Source organism: Escherichia sp. MAL-1, from assembly GCF_052948035.1.
Map to the genome: position 1 here is coordinate 4917513 of NZ_CM129609.1, position 15661 is coordinate 4933173.

The following is a 15661-nucleotide window of genomic DNA, read 5'->3' on the forward strand; positions in this document are numbered from 1 at the left end:
GATGAAATTAATCATTACCGAAGATTACCAGGAAATGAGCCGTGTCGCGGCACACCATCTGCTTGGTTATATGTCGAAGACGCGTCGTGTTAACCTGGCAATTACCGCCGGTAGCACGCCCAAAGGCATGTATGAATACCTCACCACCCTGGTTAAAGGTAAGCCCTGGTACGATAACTGCTATTTCTATAATTTCGATGAAATTCCCTTTCGCGGCAAAGAGGGAGAAGGCGTAACGATTACCAATCTGCGTAATCTGTTTTTCACCCCTGCGGGGATCAAAGAAGAGAATATCCAGAAGCTCACTATTGATAACTACCGCGAGCATGATCAGAAACTGGCGCGTGAAGGCGGCCTGGATTTGGTGGTGCTGGGATTAGGTGCAGATGGTCATTTTTGTGGCAATTTGCCGAATACGACCCATTTCCATGAGCAAACCGTGGAGTTCCCGATCCAGGGAGAGATGGTTGATATTGTGGCGCATGGTGAGTTGGGCGGCGACTTTTCGTTAGTGCCTGACAGCTACGTGACGATGGGGCCGAAAAGCATCATGGCGGCGAAAAACTTGCTGATAATTGTCAGTGGCGCAAGTAAAGCGCAGGCACTGAAAAATGTGCTGCAAGGTCCGGTTACCGAAGATGTTCCAGCTTCCGTGTTGCAGCTGCATCCTTCGCTGATGGTAATCGCTGATAAAGCCGCTGCCGCAGAATTAGCGCTCGGTTAAGCTGAAGAAATAAGGCCGGATGTATGAATTACGCTCCGGCCTGTTCTCATTATTTAAATAACTACGAAAAATCACCCCACAGTCTCAGCTTGCCGCAGTGGAGACAGCGGAAGAGATAACCCTGACAATCACCACCCTTTTGCAGGCATTTAGCTAGATCAGAATTTCTAATACCGAAATTCTCACAATCTTCTTCAAGGTTGGCAAATTCATCGAGGCGATCTTTTATATCATTCCAGCCCACATAGCCGATAAAAGCACAGAAATCGCCACAATGCGCAAGCCAGAATTCCTGTTGCCATCCATGATAACCTGGCGTGCGTTCAACCAACTCTTTCAGCATTTCATCAGGATATGTGTTCTTAATACCGGCAAATTCGTCCTCTTCATCATACTCAAATTCAACACCTTCTATGCTGGCATCATCCTGAAAACTACCTGCAAACTTTTCAGCAGCAGAACCGTCCGCAATACATCACGGACAGAGATGTTCAACTTCATCAACGCAATAAAAGGGACCCGAGTAATAAACTGACGTCTGTTGTTCACAGCAATCGCACTCTACGGTTTTATCCTGTTCAAATGCGCCTGTTTCCAGTGGCTTGGGATGATATTTGAATTGGGGTAACGGCCTGATATTTTGAGTCATAGTAACATCCTGTCTGCTTTTGAGTAGCCCAAAGATAAAGTATCCCGCTTAACTTAAAGAGTCTGTTTCAGGACATGAAATATCCAATCCGGGCAGACGGGTAATGATTCTGCTCATCACCACACCTGCCAGCAATGCAGGAATGATGCGGACAACGAGACTGTCACCAGAAAGAATGTTTTCAAACAACTCCGAGGAAGCCATGCCCTTAATATGTACAATAACTGCACAATAGATCTCGGTGATAACGACGCCACCTATGCCACCAGCCAGACAACGATAATTTTTCTGTGACCCGATCTTTTCCGGCAGACAGGCGACCATCACGCCGGTTAACAATGCAGGAATAGCTCCCGTAGTAATCGACAATAAGAGAAACAATGGAAGTACCTGTATTATTACCAAAAGAACCAGCGGTTCTTTTGGTAATAATATGTAGAGGACAAGAAACAGAACACCAATTAACGGTCCTAAAACCGCAAAATAAAGTCCGTGATGTATTACCCGACGTGAAACAGACATATCAAACACCCTTAACTTACCTTTGAGCGCCAATTTAAGCGGGGTAAGTGAAGGGAGTGTGAAGAACTATGCCGTAATATCCCAACCACGCGCTTTCCACAGTTCCGGTAACTGCGAAAGATGGGTAAAGGTGGTGACTTTCGGGTGAACGATCGGCTTATTGTGCGGGTCGGCGCAGAAGTAGAACACTTCCATACCTGCGTCGATACCAGATTGCGCACCGGCAACTGAGTCATCAACCAGAATGCAGTTTTCTACATTTACATTCATCGCTTTTGCCGCATGGAACATTAACGCCGGGTCTGGCTTCCAGCGCTGAATATCGTAGCCGCTGAACAGTTTATCCGGGAAGTAGTGCAACATATTCAGCTTGCCCATAGAATGCTGCATTTTGTTATTTGGGCCGTTAGATACCACACACATTGGCGCAGTGATCGCTGACAGGAGCGCTCCAGCCCCTTCGATGGCTTCCAGTTCTGAATCGAACAGCCGAGCGACTTCTGCACGGTAAACGTGTTCAGCTTCTGTTTTCGCTAACGTAACACCATGTTCAAGGGAAACAATATCGATAATTTCGTACAGTTTTACACCCTTGAAACGTTTGAATACCTCTTCAGGATCGAGCGTAATACCAAATTCCTGAAACATCGTTACATATGCGCGAGAGCAAATGACCTCGCTATCGACCAGCGTACCGTCGCAGTCGAAAAATACCGCTTCTATCTGGGACATGTCTTTCCTTTATCGTTAGTTTAACGTTTTCGTCATGCCAATTCGCATGACGCAATCGTTGCCGTATAAGCAAATACAATGAAAAAAAGTTATCTTCAGCCGTCCATATTGTCTCATTTTGGTATACGATAGCGACGGATTTTCCCTCCTTGTTCGGAAATAGATAATGAGTCAACAACACACAACCCAGGCTTCTGGCCAGGGGATGCTGGAACGCGTGTTTAAACTGCGCGAACATGGCACGACGGCACGGACCGAAGTGATCGCCGGTTTTACCACCTTCCTGACGATGGTTTACATCGTTTTTGTTAACCCGCAAATTCTTGGCGTTGCTGGCATGGATACCAGCGCCGTCTTCGTTACTACCTGTCTGATTGCTGCATTCGGCAGTATTATGATGGGACTGTTTGCTAACCTGCCAGTTGCACTGGCACCCGCTATGGGCCTGAATGCGTTCTTCGCTTTTGTGGTTGTGCAGGCGATGGGCTTGCCGTGGCAAGTCGGGATGGGCGCAATCTTCTGGGGGGCGATTGGTCTGCTGTTACTGACGATTTTCCGCGTTCGCTACTGGATGATTGCCAACATTCCGGTAAGTCTGCGTGTGGGCATCACCAGCGGTATCGGTCTGTTCATTGGTATGATGGGACTGAAGAATGCAGGTGTGATTGTCGCTAACCCGGAAACGCTGGTGAGCATCGGTAACCTGACTTCTCACAGCGTGCTGCTGGGGATCCTCGGCTTCTTCATCATCGCTATTCTGGCCTCGCGCAACATTCACGCGGCGGTGCTGGTTTCCATCGTGGTGACAACGCTGCTGGGCTGGATGCTGGGTGATGTCCACTACAATGGCATCGTTTCTGCGCCGCCGAGCGTAATGACTGTCGTGGGCCATGTAGATTTAGCCGAGTCGTTTAACCTCGGGCTGGCAGGGGTGATTTTCTCTTTCATGCTGGTCAACCTGTTTGACTCCTCCGGTACGCTGATTGGCGTGACCGATAAAGCAGGCCTAGCGGATGAGAAGGGTAAATTCCCGCGCATGAAGCAGGCGCTGTATGTCGACAGTATCTCTTCCGTGACCGGTTCGTTTATCGGTACTTCTTCCGTTACGGCTTATATTGAGTCCTCTTCCGGCGTATCGGTTGGCGGTCGTACCGGTCTGACGGCAGTGGTTGTTGGTCTGCTGTTCCTGCTGGTTATCTTTCTGTCGCCGCTGGCGGGGATGGTGCCAGGCTACGCTGCAGCTGGTGCGCTGATTTACGTTGGCGTGCTGATGACTTCCAGTCTGGCACGCGTGAACTGGCAGGATCTTACTGAATCTGTTCCGGCGTTTATTACCGCCGTGATGATGCCGTTCAGCTTCTCGATTACCGAAGGTATCGCGCTGGGCTTTATCTCCTACTGCGTGATGAAAATCGGTACCGGACGTCTGCGTGATCTAAGCCCGTGCGTAATCATCGTTGCGCTGCTGTTTATCCTGAAGATTGTCTTTATCGACGCTCACTAAAATCGATAGCGCGTTAAAAACCCGCCATGCATGATTACTGGCGGGTTTTTTATTTAGATCTTAACTCGCTGAATAAACTCACCAAATGCGGTCAATTGCCCGGTCAGGTGGTCCAGCGTACCCTGATCAATCACTTCTCCGGTTTGCGGATCAACTTTGTTCTGAATCACGCCGCCCATAAATTCCGGCTTGTTCATCACCATTGCATCGAGGAAAACCAGAATCTGGCGCAGGTGATACTGACAGCGCGCGCCGCCAATCACGCCCATTGAGCTGGTCTGAATCAACACCGGTTTACCCGCCAGCGGTTGATCCGGCAGGCGGGAAAGCCAGTCGATGGCATTTTTCAGCCCACCCGGTACCGAGTAGTTATATTCCGGCGTGACGATCACCACACCGTCAGCCTGACGGATCTGTTCCGCCAGAGCTTCAACCGTTGCTGGAAAACCTTCTTCCTGCTGTACGTCAGCGTCATACAGGGGAATGTCGGCAATGGAAGGTAACGCATTGACTTCCATGCTCGCCGGAGCAATTTTCGGCAGGGTACGTGCAACCATGCCATTAAATGAGCCTTTGCGCAGGCTCCCCAGTAACGTAACCACCTGCAATTTTTCAGACATAATGACTCCTGTGGTTGTCTATCAATTTGGCGAAAAAGACTTCACGGTAGAGAGCTGGGCAAAACGCATCATCCGGCTGGTAGGATTGTTGGCGCGGCTGTGAATATCCGGCAGGCTTTTCCAGCTGTGTTTGCCATCTAACTCCCAGACACTGAGCTTTTCAATCGCGGGCGTGACCGCCACGGACCACACTAGCACGTCCTCCGCGTCGCATAACGCTTCTACATGATTTACATGAGCACATTTCAGGCGTCCGGCAATGGGCTGCAGCTGCAGATCGCGCGGATCGTCATTCAAAACATCACCGGTTAGTTTTAGCACGCTTCGGCGCAGCGTGATGAGCTGCGCCCGCGCTTCGTTAGGATCGTTTTGTTTACTGATCCATAGCGATTCATTGCTGGAAAAGGTGTGGTTATCGGGCGCGTGTGGGCTATGAAACCCGCGCGTCGCACGCTGTAGTTCCATATCGAGGCCACATTCACCTTCGGTTGTTAACGCCACGCCAACCATATTCCCGGCATAGGAAATAGAAAACGAAGGCAAATTTTTATCACTGAAAACCGGTTTACCTTTCGGCAGGGTGACGATTTCCGGCAATTCGCCAATGCCATACAGCATGAACATCAGTTCTGCGAGTAAACCTCTGGACGCCAGAAAACGGCTTTGACGATGAGGGGGAATGTTTCGGGCTTCTTGATGACACTGGGAGGGGAGACGAACAGAAATCAGATGTCCTTCCGTTAAAATCCCTCGGGCAAAGTGAGTCGCCATTTTTCGCTCCATGCTTAATGGTCCATTATGAATATAAGAGTAATCATTTACTGGAATGATGGACAGACTAAAGCGGCTAAAAGTTCGATTCAGACAAGCTTATTACAACTTTTTTACATTTTATTGTGAAATTGGGTCGCGTTTCATACGATTCGGTTATGCCATCGACGCGTAAAGGTTTTTAATGGTTTCCCGTAACCAGACGATCTTCGGATTATGGCTGTTCCGTTTATGCCACAGCAGGGTAAAAGGAACTTCCAGCTTTTTTTGCTGGCTTTCGTCAAACGGGAGAGGAAGAGCAACCAACGGCAGTTGATGGAGTTGATTGTAGTACTGACAGTAGCGCGGCGCGGTCGCCAGTAGCAGATTGTCGGGTTGCGCTGCCATAAACAGTGACTGCTCAAATTCCGGCAGGCTCATAGCAATCGTGCGTTCGCGTCCCAGCTCCTGTAACACATTGTCCAGCGCCCAGGTATCGCTCTGTTCCCAGCAAATGCTGATATGCGGATAACGTAAGAAGGTGTCCAGATTCCACGTTTGATGCAGTGCCGGATGATCTTTGCGTAACCAGACGCAGGGCACATCACTAAACAGCACTTCATAATCAATGGCTAACGGTAGCGAGCTTAACAGCTCCCGCGAGCGAGGATGGCTTTCGCGACCGGAAAAACCGATATCCACTTCACCACGAGTAATGGCATCTAAGGAATCGTAATCCCAGTTACGTAATTTGATGGTCGCCTGCGGGTAACGTTGGTAGATCTGTTTCGACAGCGCATTAAGCATGATCATCATCAGCGGTGATTCCGCCGCCAGCTCAAACTTCAGGCCGCGCGGTGTCTGGTGGTGCGGTTTATCCAGCAGCAGGTTGCTCATTTGCATCCACTCCGCCAGATTTTGCTCCATGCTGACCATCAGCGGTGTGGGCGACAGACCCAGCGGTGAGTTCACAAAGAGCGGGTCGTCAAACCACGCTCTTAACTTTGCCAGCGACTTACTCACCGCCGAAGGTGTCACGTTTATCCGCTTCGCCGCTTTGGTTACGCTGCGCTCCTGCATCAGCAGTTGCAGACAAAGCAGCAGATTGAGATCAAGCGTGGTGATGGATTTCTTCATGAGCGGCAACGGGGCATCCAGGCGCGACGAACATAATCAGCAACAGGCTCACTATGCTACAGGCAATCAGAATCCCGATCAGCATATTCCATGCGCCGATACCAACCACCGCTGCCAGCCAAATCCACAGTGACGAACCGCAAACCTGCGCAATACCTAAGGTCGAGCTGGCTACGCCCGCGCGTAATGAAAACGGCCCTAACGCCTGACTCATCGCCACACCAAAACCTACCGAGAAACCGGCGCAAATCAGCGTGATACCAAACAGAGAAACCGCATGGGAAGGTGAAACGGCAAGAGTGATCCCCGCCGCCAGGAATAACACCTGCGAGGTGATCATCAACGTACGTGGCTTAAAAATTCCCAGCGCAAATGGCGTGGAGAATGAAACGGTCATGCTGACGCCAGCGGTCAGCGCCATAATGGTGGCGTATTCACCGCGCTCAAACCCCATGATTTCCATCAGCAATACCGGTGACGTGTTGACGAAAGTGAGGATCACCGAAACGCTGAGGGTGGTGATAACAACACGGCTGAGGAAAAAACGGTTAAGCAGCGACTCGCTATTTTCTCGTGGTTTATCCGAAGCTGCGGGGGCCGCTGGGCGCGTTTCTTTTAAAATAAACAAAGACAACATCAGTACCGCGATGCCCATCATTGCCATCGCCCAGAACAGACTCTGCCACGGGAATTTAAGCATAATCAGATGTCCGAGCACTGGCGCTAACACCGGAATGATGCAGGTAATACCGTTGAGTAATGACAGCACTTTAGCCCGACGTCGATCATCCAGCGTGTCGCGCAAAATAGCGAACGCCACTACGTAACAACAGCCTGCGCCCAACCCCTGTAGAAATCGGCCTGCAAGAAATAACGTGCTGGTTTCAGCCAGTGAACAGAACACCGAGGCAATAATAAATAGCGCCGCGCCGGGTATGGCGACCGGCTTTCTCCCTGAACGATCGGCCACTTTACCGGCAAATAACATCGCAGCTGCCATCCCCGCCAGATATACGGAGAACGCAATATGCAACTGCGCTTCGCTGGCATTGAGATCGGCGGCGATGCGCGGTAAACCAACGAGGTACATATCAATCCCGGCGGGATAAAGTAAAACCAGGGCAAAACTACAAATCAAAAAGCGGGACATGGGCTAAAGCGTCCTGATAGTAAGGTGACGCAAAGCATACGTGGTGAAGGAGGATCAGGCGAGTTGCCATTTGGACATAAGTGATTTCCTGAGAGGCAAGAAGCCAGCGAATGGCTGGCTTCTTGAAGGATTTAGCCAAATTTAGGTAACACGTTAAAGACGTTGCCGAACCAGCACAAAATCACGGTTATACCAAAGAGAATGACAATCGCCGGAATAAGATTGCCGCCCCAGACCGTGAACATCTGATTGGGAAACTTCTTGCGAGCTTTGATTGCAAGCACTGCGGGAATAATGACCGCCCAGATGGTGGCGCACAGCCCGGCACCGCCGATCCCGTAAATAAAGCCGTTCGGGAAGATCAGATACAACAACGCAGGTGGCAGGAAGGTTAACAGCACGGTTTTGAAACGCCCGCCGTGGGAGTTATCAATCTTAAACAGGTCCGCCAGATAATCGAACAACCCCAGCGTGACACCAAAGAACGAACTGGCAACAGCTAAGTTAGAGAACACCAGCAGGCAAAACTCGATAATGCCGTGCTGTTTGGTGCCGAGGAACGATTTCACCAGCGAATCAACGTTGCCGCCTGAGGAGATAATCGCCTTAAAGCTTTCTCGCGGAATATTCCCCATGGTGCAATAGAGCCAGAAGAGATAAATCACCAGCGCCAGCAGCGAACCAAATACCACGCTTTTGATTAACTTATCTTTGCGTTTTCCATAGCAAATAATCAGGCTGGGAATATTGCCGTGGAAACCAAATGACGCCAGACACACCGGCAAAGCCATAAAGATATACGGGAAGTAAGACGTTCCCGCAGTGGAGCTGGTGGCGTCGCGCAGAATGGAGTAATCGACCTGGAAGAAAAAAGAACCAAACACGATCACAAAGGAGATAATCTTCAGCCCGAGGAACAATGAGGTAATACGACTGGCGGCTAACGAACTTAACCACAATACGCTGGCAACGAAAATGGCTGTGCAGATCCCGACAATACGTGGATTAGCGTGATAACCCAAATTCATTGATATCGTTTCACTAATGATCGCACCATTAGCAGAGATATAGGCATAAGTGAGGATATAGAGAACGAAGGCAACGGTAATACCGCTGATAATGTTCCAGGTGTTACCGATTAAATCTTTGGTGATGGTGTTAAAACTGGAGCCGACGGGATAATTTAAATTTGCTTCTAATAACAATAACCCGGAATGAAGCATTGAAAACCAGGCAATGATAAGGATAAAGGCACCCCAGAAAAACCAGGCACCGGCAAGATCAACAGGTAAAGCAAACATACCTCCACCAATTACTGTACCTGCTATAACCATAACACCCCAAAATGCAGAGTGCTTTTTTTCAGCTTGATCAGTCATGATGCCACCTTTAGAGGAAGGCTATTTTTGTTATTGAGGATGTAGGGTAAGAGAGTGGCTAACATCCTTATAGCCACTCTGTAGTATTAATTAAACTTCTTTAAGTTTTGCGGTGAAGTGACGCAATACTTTCGGTTCGTACGTAAAGGTTAATCCTTTAATATTCGCCGCGTTCTCTTTCACATGTTTAAAGGCTTCAATAATGAAGTCCATATGTGTTTGAGTATATGTTGCGCGCGGAATGGTTAAACGCAGCAGTTCAGCCGGGCATGGCAGTTGTTTACCGGTTTTCGGATCGCGGCCTAACAGGAAAGAGCCAATTTCTACCGCACGGATACCGGCGACTTTATACAGCTCGCAGGCCAGCGCCTGTGCCGGGAACTGGTCTGCCGGGATATGCGGCAACAGTTTACCGGCATCAACGAATGCCGCGTGACCGCCCGCCTGCTGGCAGACAACGCCAATCTCTTCCAGACCATCGACCAGATACTGTACCTGCGCGATACGATAAGCCAGCCAGTCGAGATTCATGCCGTCATACAGACCTACCGCCAGACGCTCCATCGCGCCGCCTTCCAGGCCGCCATATGTCGGGAAGCCTTCCTGCACCACGCAAAGGGTTCTGCACTCGGTGTACACATCAAAGAAGCTGTCGTCTTTCATGCACAGCAGGCCGCCCATCGGCACCATCGCATCTTTCTTGGCGGACATCGCCAGCATATCGGCATATTTGTAGGTTTCGCGGGTGATCTGCTCGATGGTCCAGTCTTTGTATTCTGCTTCACGCTGCTTGATGAAATAGGCGTTTTCAGCAAAGCGCGCGGAGTCCATTACCACCGGAATATCGTATTTCTTCGCGATGCTGTACATCGCTTTTAAGTTTGCCAGTGAAACCGGCTGACCACCTGCAGAGTTACTGGTGATGGTTGCAACGATATACGGCACGTTATTCGGACCAACTTCTTCAATACCGCGTTCTAATCCCTCAAGGTCAAAGTTGCCTTTAAAGTCGTAACGCACGCCCGTATCGAAGGCTTCTTTGATATAGACGTTACGCACGGTACAGCCGTTGATCTGGCTATGGCCCTGCGTGGTATCAAAGAAATAGTTAGAGAACGCCACCATTTTGCTGCGATCCAGGCCTTTTTCCTGCTCGCGTTTTTTAATCAGTACCGGAATATAGATTTGCTCTGCGCCACGGCCCTGGTGAGTCGGAATGGTGTATTGATAACCAAAGATATTTTTCACTGACTCGGCTAACGCATAGTAGCTACGACTGCCGCTGTAGGCTTCGTCGCCGCGCATCATCGCAGCCTGCATGCTCTGCGTCACCGCCCCGGTGCCGCTGTCGGTCAGTAAATCGATAAACACATCTTCGCTATCCAGCAGGAACGGGTTCATACCGGATTTAATAATTGCCTCTTCACGATAAGCGCGAGTGGTACGTTTTACTGGCTCAATAACACGAATGCGGAACGGTTCAGGGAGATGTTTAAAGTTTTCCATTACATAATCCTTCATTTATTTTAATTACAGTGATCCCTGTGAATATTACATCTGCTATACCGATTAATTCGCCAGATATATATGCAAGCACCATCATTTACTAAAACAAGTAAATAAACGAGAGATGACCTTTGCAAAAGGCAAAATTAAGATATAGCAAACAAATAGATCACATTGAATCTAATCGGTTTGGCTCTGGTGATGGCTACAGAAGGGCAAATCAAGGGCGGTGATCGACAATTTTGTTGTCAATATTGAACCATTTTGAGGTCACACATATATGTAAGATATTCATAATGCACTTATCCTCGCAAGACACGAGGCTACATTATTACACTCAGAGTTTTTGTCTATTCTGAAATTGTTTAAATGTGAATCGAATCACAATCGTTCGGGGAGCAATATTAAATGCTTTTTTTAAAGATTATAAATTACGTAAGAATTTTAATGTTTAAAAAAAGGGTTGAGGAATAACAGGAGTGGTAACAATGAAGCGAAGCCGCATCTGACAGTCAGAATGCGGCTTCGTAAGCGCGGTTACTTACCAATACAGAAGCTGGAGAAAATCCGCCCCAGCAGGTCGTCTGAAGTAAATTCCCCGGTGATTTCGCTTAAGTTCTGCTGTGCCAGACGCAACTCTTCCGCCAGCAGTTCACCTGCCCAGGCTCCCAACAGTTGCGCTTTGCCCTGTTGTAGATGTTCCGCTGCCTGTTCCAGCGCCTGTAGGTGGCGACGACGCGCCAGGAAGCCGCCTTCCATGTTGGTGTCAAAGCCCATGCTCTGTTTGAGATGGTTACGCAGCACGTCCACGCCTTCACCAGTCCTTGCCGAGAGACGAATTAACGCGTGACCGTTCACTTCACTCATTCCCAGCGTTTCGCCGGTGATATCGGCTTTATTGCGCACCACGGTGATCGGCAGTTTCGCTGGCAGACGGGCAATAAATTCCGGCCAGATCTCTGCCGGATCCACGGCGTCTGTTGTGGTGCCATCGACCATAAACAGCACGCGGTCGGCCTGTTCAATTTCCTGCCACGCGCGCTCGATACCAATACGTTCTACTTCGTCACTGGCTTCACGTAGCCCGGCGGTATCGATGATATGCAGCGGCATTCCGTCAATGTGGATATGCTCACGCAGCACGTCACGCGTAGTTCCGGCGATATCGGTTACGATTGCCGCTTCACGCCCCGCCAGCGCGTTTAACAGGCTCGATTTACCGGCGTTAGGACGTCCGGCAATCACCACTTTCATCCCTTCGCGCAACAAACTACCCTGACGTGCTTCAGCACGCACTGCATCAAGATCGGCAATAACGTCATTGAGCTGGGCTTCAATTTTTCCGTCGGAGAGGAAATCGATCTCTTCATCGGGGAAATCAATTGCCGCTTCGACGTAAATGCGCAAGTGGGTGAGGGCTTCTACCAGATGATTAACCCGTGCGGAGAATGCGCCTTGCAGCGAGTTAAGTGCCGAACGGGCCGCCTGTTCCGAACTGGCGTCGATAAGATCGGCAATCGCCTCGGCCTGGGCTAAGTCAAGTTTATCGTTAAGAAACGCGCGTTCGGAAAACTCACCAGGGCGAGCAATCCGCAGGCCGGGAATGGTCAGAATGCGTTTTAACAGCAGGTCGAGGATCACCGGACCGCCATGACCTTGCAGTTCCAGCACATCTTCGCCGGTGAACGAGTTCGGGCCAGGGAACCATAGCGCAATCCCCTGATCGAGCACGCTGCCGTCGGCGTCTTTAAACGGAAGATAATCGGCGTAGCGCGGCTTAGGCAGTTTACCCAGCACGGTTTCGGCAACTTCACGGGCTTTGAAGCCGGAGATGCGCAGGATGCCAACGCCGCCACGTCCCGGAGGCGTGGCCTGGGCTACGATAGTGTCATTATCGCTCATGATGTTCCTGTTGCTTTGTGTGGCGGATGCGCGGTGCTTATCCGCCCTACGAAAAGAAAAAAGGCGGTCAACTGACCGCCCTTATTTTAGCGAAAACTCACCGAATCAGGATTTTTTCTTCTCGCGGCTATGCAGGCCACGTTTTTCCAGACCACGGTAAATCAGCTGCTGCTGAATAATGGTTACCAGGTTGCTGACGATATAGTACAGCACCAGACCTGACGGGAACCACAGGAAGAACACGGTGAAGATGACCGGCATAAAGGTCATGATCTTCTGCTGCATCGGGTCGGTCACTGTGGTCGGCGACATCTTCTGAATGAAGAACATCGTTACGCCCATCAGGATCGGCAGGATGTAGTACGGGTCCTGTGCCGACAGGTCGTGGATCCACAGTGCAAACGGTGCCTGACGCAGTTCAACGGAACCCATCAGCATGTAGTACAACGCCAGGAAGATTGGCATCTGGATCAGCAGCGGGAAGCAGCCGCCCAGCGGGTTAACCTTCTCAGCTTTGTACAGCGCCATCATTTCCTGGCTGATACGCTGTTTGTCATCGCCCAGACGCTCACGCATTGCCTGAATCTTCGGCTGCAACATACGCATCTTCGCCATGGAGGTGTACTGCGCTTTGGTCAGCGGGTACATGATGCCACGAACGATAAAGGTGATGATGATAATGGAGAAGCCCCAGTTACCCACAAAGCTATGGATCCATTTCAGCAGTTTGAACAGCGGCTGAGAGATGAACCACAACCAACCGTAATCAACGGTCAGATCCAGGTGCGGAGCAACAGCTGCCATTTTGTCCTGGATTTCCGGGCCAACCCACAGGGTGCTGTTCATCGCGCCAGTCTGACCAGGCTGAACCAGTACCGGCTGAGATTTATAGCCGATAGCGGCGATGCCGTTACCCAGATTAGCGGTATAGAAGTTGTTGGTACCGTCGTTATGCGGGATCCACGCCGTCGCGAAATACTGTTGCAGCATCGCCACCCAACCACCTTTCGAAGAGATGTTCAGGTTTTCGTTATCGGCAATGGTATCGAACTTGTATTTCTCATACTTCTCGTCAGGCGTGGAGTACGCCGCGCCACGGAAGGTGTGCAGTGCGAAGTTGCTGCTTCCGGTATCGAGATGCGGTGGCAGAGTGATGGATTGCTTCAACTGACCAAACGAGGAGATTTCCAGCGGTTTCTCGCCAGCGTTCTGCACGTTGTAGTTGACGTTGACAGCGTAATCACCACGTTTCAGGACAAACGTTTTGGTAAACGTGTTGCCTGCCGCGTCGGTATACGTCATCGGCACCTGCAGTTCGTTTTGACCTTCAGCCAGCACATAAGCGTCTTTTTCAACGTTATACAGCGGACGCGGGCCGTTAGCCGGGTTATCCGGGCCATCACGACCGGTCAGACCGCTCTGTGCCTGATAAATAAACTGCGGTGAAGTTTCCAACAGCTGGAACGGCTGGGTAGAGTTCAGCTCTTTCGGGTAAGCAGGCAGCAGAGCTTGCTCAACATCACCACCACGGGTGTTGATGGTCAGATCAAGCACGTCGGTCTTAACCGAGATCAGTTTCCCCTGGCCACTGGCCGGTACGCCCTGGTCGGCGGCGCTACCCGCTGCGGTGGTCGTTGTCTGCGTGGTCTGTTGGGCCTGAGGTTGCGGGTTTTTATCCTGCTCCCAGGCTTGCCAGATCATGAAAGACACGAACAGCAAAGCGATGACTAAAAGATTGCGTTGCGAATCCATCGTTAGTGTTCTCTGGTATCAAATGGTCCGGGCGGGACGGGATCGTCACCACCAGGGTGTAAAGGGTGGCATTTTAATACGCGTTTCACCGTCAACCAACTGCCTTTTATCACTCCAAACCTGCGCAATGCCTCAATTCCGTAGCTTGAACAGGTTGGAGTGAAACGACAATGCGGCCCGAGTAGCGGACTAATCAGGCGTTGATAGACCCGAATGAGGGCTATCAGGACCCGCGAGCCAGGCGACAGTGGCGGCGCCATAATTTTTCCAACGCTTCCGAGAGAGCACGGTTATCGAGGTCGGCAACCCCTTTTTTCGCCACCACCACGAAATCCATAGCCGGGAGTTCATGTTGGCGCAGACGGAAGCTTTCACGCGTCAGACGTTTAATCCGATTGCGTTCATGGGCGCGTCGAACGTTTTTCTTGGCGACTGTAAGACCGATACGGGGATGCCCCAGCGAATTCAGGCGGCCGAGAATGGTAATTTGCGGCGTGCCAGCCCGTTGTGGCTGCTGGAAGACGAATGTGAATTGACTGGGAGTTAACAAGCGTAACTCCCTGGGAAATGCGAGCTTAACCACTCAGGGGTTAGCTTTATTACTTAGAAACGGTCAGACGAGCGCGGCCTTTAGCACGACGACGTGCCAGAACCTGACGACCATTTTTAGTAGCCATACGAGCACGGAAGCCGTGAGAACGGTTGCGCTTCAGTACAGACGGTTGAAAAGTGCGTTTCATGGCGATTTCTACCTAAACTTGAATAAATTCAATGGCTTTATTGGATATCCGCCGAAAAATGAAACGATGGACACCGAAGCCATGGGTGATTAAAGAGGCCGGATTGTAATAATTGTACACTCCGGAGTCAATTCTCTTTCCTTATTTACCGCGCTTTTCCGCACCTTTTCGCAGGGAAAATGTACGACCTCACACCAGTGGAAACCAGCATGGCGCGCCGGGTGGAGGATTATACGGGCTGATGGGTAAAGCGCAAGGATCGTCCTGGATCTTTATTAGATCGATTAAGCCAATTTTTGTCTATGGTCATTAAATTTTCCAATATGCGGCGTAAATCGTGCCCGCCTCGCGGCAGGATCGTTTACACTTAGCGAGTTCTGGAAAGTCCTGTGGATAAATCGGGAAAATCTGTGAGAAACAGAAGATCTCTTGCGCAGTTTAGGCTATGATCCGCGGTCCCGATCGTTTTGCAGGATCTTGATCGGGCATATAACCGCAGACAGCGGTTCGTGCGTCACCCTCAAGCAGGGTCTTTTCGACGTACGTCAACAATCATGAATGTTTCAGCCTTAGTCATTATCGACTTTTGTTCGA

The 15661-nt window shown here is 50.3% G+C and carries 17 protein-coding genes and 1 pseudogene; 2 read left to right on the forward strand and 16 right to left on the reverse strand.

What is annotated here, in order from left to right; all coding sequences use genetic code 11:
- Position 1: 1 nt before the first annotated feature.
- Entirely contained in the window at positions 2 to 724 is a 723-nt protein-coding gene (locus tag ACU8XX_RS24475) for a glucosamine-6-phosphate deaminase (RefSeq protein WP_000766901.1), read from the forward strand.
- A 61-nt stretch (positions 725 to 785) separates the two neighbouring features.
- On the opposite strand, the pseudogene cbrC reads toward ACU8XX_RS24475, so the two are convergent.
- From cbrC to yieH, 3 genes and pseudogenes are all read right to left on the reverse strand, one after another.
- Positions 786 to 1373 (reverse strand): annotated as a pseudogene (cbrC, locus tag ACU8XX_RS24480) (PF03691 family colicin E2 tolerance protein CbrC).
- Between the two features lie 48 nt (positions 1374 to 1421).
- A complete protein-coding gene (locus ACU8XX_RS24485; protein WP_112033968.1) occupies positions 1422 to 1895 on the reverse strand; it encodes a hypothetical protein in 474 nt (157 codons plus the stop codon).
- 66 nt (positions 1896 to 1961) lie between these two features.
- Positions 1962 to 2627, reverse strand: a complete 666-nt coding sequence (yieH, locus tag ACU8XX_RS24490; RefSeq protein ID WP_000078043.1) for a 6-phosphogluconate phosphatase — start codon at positions 2625 to 2627, stop codon at positions 1962 to 1964.
- Between the two features lie 166 nt (positions 2628 to 2793).
- Here yieH and adeP point away from each other — a divergent pair, with 166 nt between their 5' ends.
- Positions 2794 to 4131, forward strand: a complete 1338-nt coding sequence (adeP, locus tag ACU8XX_RS24495; protein ID WP_001544201.1) for an adenine permease AdeP — start codon at positions 2794 to 2796, stop codon at positions 4129 to 4131.
- 53 nt (positions 4132 to 4184) lie between these two features.
- On the opposite strand, the gene yieF is transcribed toward adeP, so the two are convergent.
- The 13 genes from yieF to ACU8XX_RS24560 all read right to left on the reverse strand — a co-directional run bounded on the left by yieF (position 4185) and on the right by ACU8XX_RS24560 (position 15377).
- Positions 4185 to 4751, reverse strand: a complete 567-nt coding sequence (yieF, locus tag ACU8XX_RS24500; protein ID WP_001291268.1) for a class I chromate reductase YieF — start codon at positions 4749 to 4751, stop codon at positions 4185 to 4187.
- A 21-nt stretch (positions 4752 to 4772) separates the two neighbouring features.
- Positions 4773 to 5522, reverse strand: a complete 750-nt coding sequence (locus ACU8XX_RS24505; protein WP_001544200.1) for a 4'-phosphopantetheinyl transferase family protein — start codon at positions 5520 to 5522, stop codon at positions 4773 to 4775.
- A 156-nt stretch (positions 5523 to 5678) separates the two neighbouring features.
- Positions 5679 to 6638, reverse strand: a complete 960-nt coding sequence (yidZ, locus tag ACU8XX_RS24510; protein WP_001311238.1) for an HTH-type transcriptional regulator YidZ — start codon at positions 6636 to 6638, stop codon at positions 5679 to 5681.
- A complete protein-coding gene (gene mdtL, locus ACU8XX_RS24515; protein ID WP_000085981.1) occupies positions 6613 to 7788 on the reverse strand; it encodes a multidrug efflux MFS transporter MdtL in 1176 nt (391 codons plus the stop codon). The genes yidZ and mdtL overlap by 26 nt, the downstream gene beginning before the upstream one ends.
- A 131-nt stretch (positions 7789 to 7919) precedes the next feature.
- Complete coding sequence (gene tnaB, locus ACU8XX_RS24520; protein ID WP_000131925.1) at positions 7920 to 9167, reverse strand: low affinity tryptophan permease TnaB; 1248 nt, start codon at positions 9165 to 9167, stop codon at positions 7920 to 7922.
- A 90-nt stretch (positions 9168 to 9257) separates the two neighbouring features.
- Complete coding sequence (gene tnaA / locus ACU8XX_RS24525) at positions 9258 to 10673, reverse strand: tryptophanase (RefSeq protein WP_001295247.1); 1416 nt, start codon at positions 10671 to 10673, stop codon at positions 9258 to 9260.
- 220 nt (positions 10674 to 10893) lie between these two features.
- Positions 10894 to 10968: a tryptophanase leader peptide gene (gene tnaC, locus ACU8XX_RS24530; protein ID WP_001364348.1), complete on the reverse strand. Its 75-nt coding sequence runs from the start codon at positions 10966 to 10968 to the stop codon at positions 10894 to 10896.
- Positions 10969 to 11210: 242 nt separating this feature from the next.
- Positions 11211 to 12575 carry a tRNA uridine-5-carboxymethylaminomethyl(34) synthesis GTPase MnmE gene (mnmE, locus tag ACU8XX_RS24535; protein ID WP_001282346.1) on the reverse strand — a complete coding sequence of 455 codons (1365 nt, stop codon included), beginning with the start codon at positions 12573 to 12575 and terminating at the stop codon, positions 11211 to 11213.
- Between the two features lie 105 nt (positions 12576 to 12680).
- Positions 12681 to 14327: a membrane protein insertase YidC gene (yidC, locus tag ACU8XX_RS24540; RefSeq protein ID WP_000378250.1), complete on the reverse strand. Its 1647-nt coding sequence runs from the start codon at positions 14325 to 14327 to the stop codon at positions 12681 to 12683.
- A 2-nt stretch (positions 14328 to 14329) separates the two neighbouring features.
- Positions 14330 to 14587 carry a membrane protein insertion efficiency factor YidD gene (gene yidD, locus ACU8XX_RS24545; protein ID WP_001307474.1) on the reverse strand — a complete coding sequence of 86 codons (258 nt, stop codon included), beginning with the start codon at positions 14585 to 14587 and terminating at the stop codon, positions 14330 to 14332.
- Entirely contained in the window at positions 14551 to 14910 is a 360-nt protein-coding gene (gene rnpA, locus ACU8XX_RS24550; RefSeq protein WP_000239730.1) for a ribonuclease P protein component, read from the reverse strand. The genes yidD and rnpA overlap by 37 nt, the downstream gene beginning before the upstream one ends.
- A 16-nt stretch (positions 14911 to 14926) precedes the next feature.
- Positions 14927 to 15067 carry a 50S ribosomal protein L34 gene (gene rpmH, locus ACU8XX_RS24555; RefSeq protein ID WP_000831330.1) on the reverse strand — a complete coding sequence of 47 codons (141 nt, stop codon included), beginning with the start codon at positions 15065 to 15067 and terminating at the stop codon, positions 14927 to 14929.
- 229 nt (positions 15068 to 15296) lie between these two features.
- The gene (locus ACU8XX_RS24560) at positions 15297 to 15377 is read right to left on the reverse strand and encodes a protein YsdD (protein WP_120795392.1); all 81 of its coding nucleotides are present in this window, start codon (positions 15375 to 15377) and stop codon (positions 15297 to 15299) included.
- Positions 15378 to 15661 lie beyond the last annotated feature (284 nt).

Excerpts from the sequence above, each read along its gene's own strand:
- ACU8XX_RS24475 (WP_000766901.1), top strand. The coding sequence starts at position 2 with ATGAAATTAATCATTACCGAAGATTACCAGGAAATGAGCCGTGTCGCG.
- ACU8XX_RS24485 (WP_112033968.1), bottom strand. The coding sequence starts at position 1,895 with ATGTCTGTTTCACGTCGGGTAATACATCACGGACTTTATTTTGCGGTT.
- yieH (WP_000078043.1), bottom strand. The coding sequence starts at position 2,627 with ATGTCCCAGATAGAAGCGGTATTTTTCGACTGCGACGGTACGCTGGTC.
- adeP (WP_001544201.1), top strand. The coding sequence starts at position 2,794 with ATGAGTCAACAACACACAACCCAGGCTTCTGGCCAGGGGATGCTGGAA.
- yieF (WP_001291268.1), bottom strand. The coding sequence starts at position 4,751 with ATGTCTGAAAAATTGCAGGTGGTTACGTTACTGGGGAGCCTGCGCAAA.
- ACU8XX_RS24505 (WP_001544200.1), bottom strand. The coding sequence starts at position 5,522 with ATGGCGACTCACTTTGCCCGAGGGATTTTAACGGAAGGACATCTGATT.
- yidZ (WP_001311238.1), bottom strand. The coding sequence starts at position 6,638 with ATGAAGAAATCCATCACCACGCTTGATCTCAATCTGCTGCTTTGTCTG.
- mdtL (WP_000085981.1), bottom strand. The coding sequence starts at position 7,788 with ATGTCCCGCTTTTTGATTTGTAGTTTTGCCCTGGTTTTACTTTATCCC.
- tnaB (WP_000131925.1), bottom strand. The coding sequence starts at position 9,167 with ATGACTGATCAAGCTGAAAAAAAGCACTCTGCATTTTGGGGTGTTATG.
- tnaA (WP_001295247.1), bottom strand. The coding sequence starts at position 10,673 with ATGGAAAACTTTAAACATCTCCCTGAACCGTTCCGCATTCGTGTTATT.
- mnmE (WP_001282346.1), bottom strand. The coding sequence starts at position 12,575 with ATGAGCGATAATGACACTATCGTAGCCCAGGCCACGCCTCCGGGACGT.
- yidC (WP_000378250.1), bottom strand. The coding sequence starts at position 14,327 with ATGGATTCGCAACGCAATCTTTTAGTCATCGCTTTGCTGTTCGTGTCT.
- yidD (WP_001307474.1), bottom strand. The coding sequence starts at position 14,587 with ATGGCGCCGCCACTGTCGCCTGGCTCGCGGGTCCTGATAGCCCTCATT.
- rpmH (WP_000831330.1), bottom strand. The coding sequence starts at position 15,067 with ATGAAACGCACTTTTCAACCGTCTGTACTGAAGCGCAACCGTTCTCAC.
- ACU8XX_RS24560 (WP_120795392.1), bottom strand. The coding sequence starts at position 15,377 with ATGACCATAGACAAAAATTGGCTTAATCGATCTAATAAAGATCCAGGA.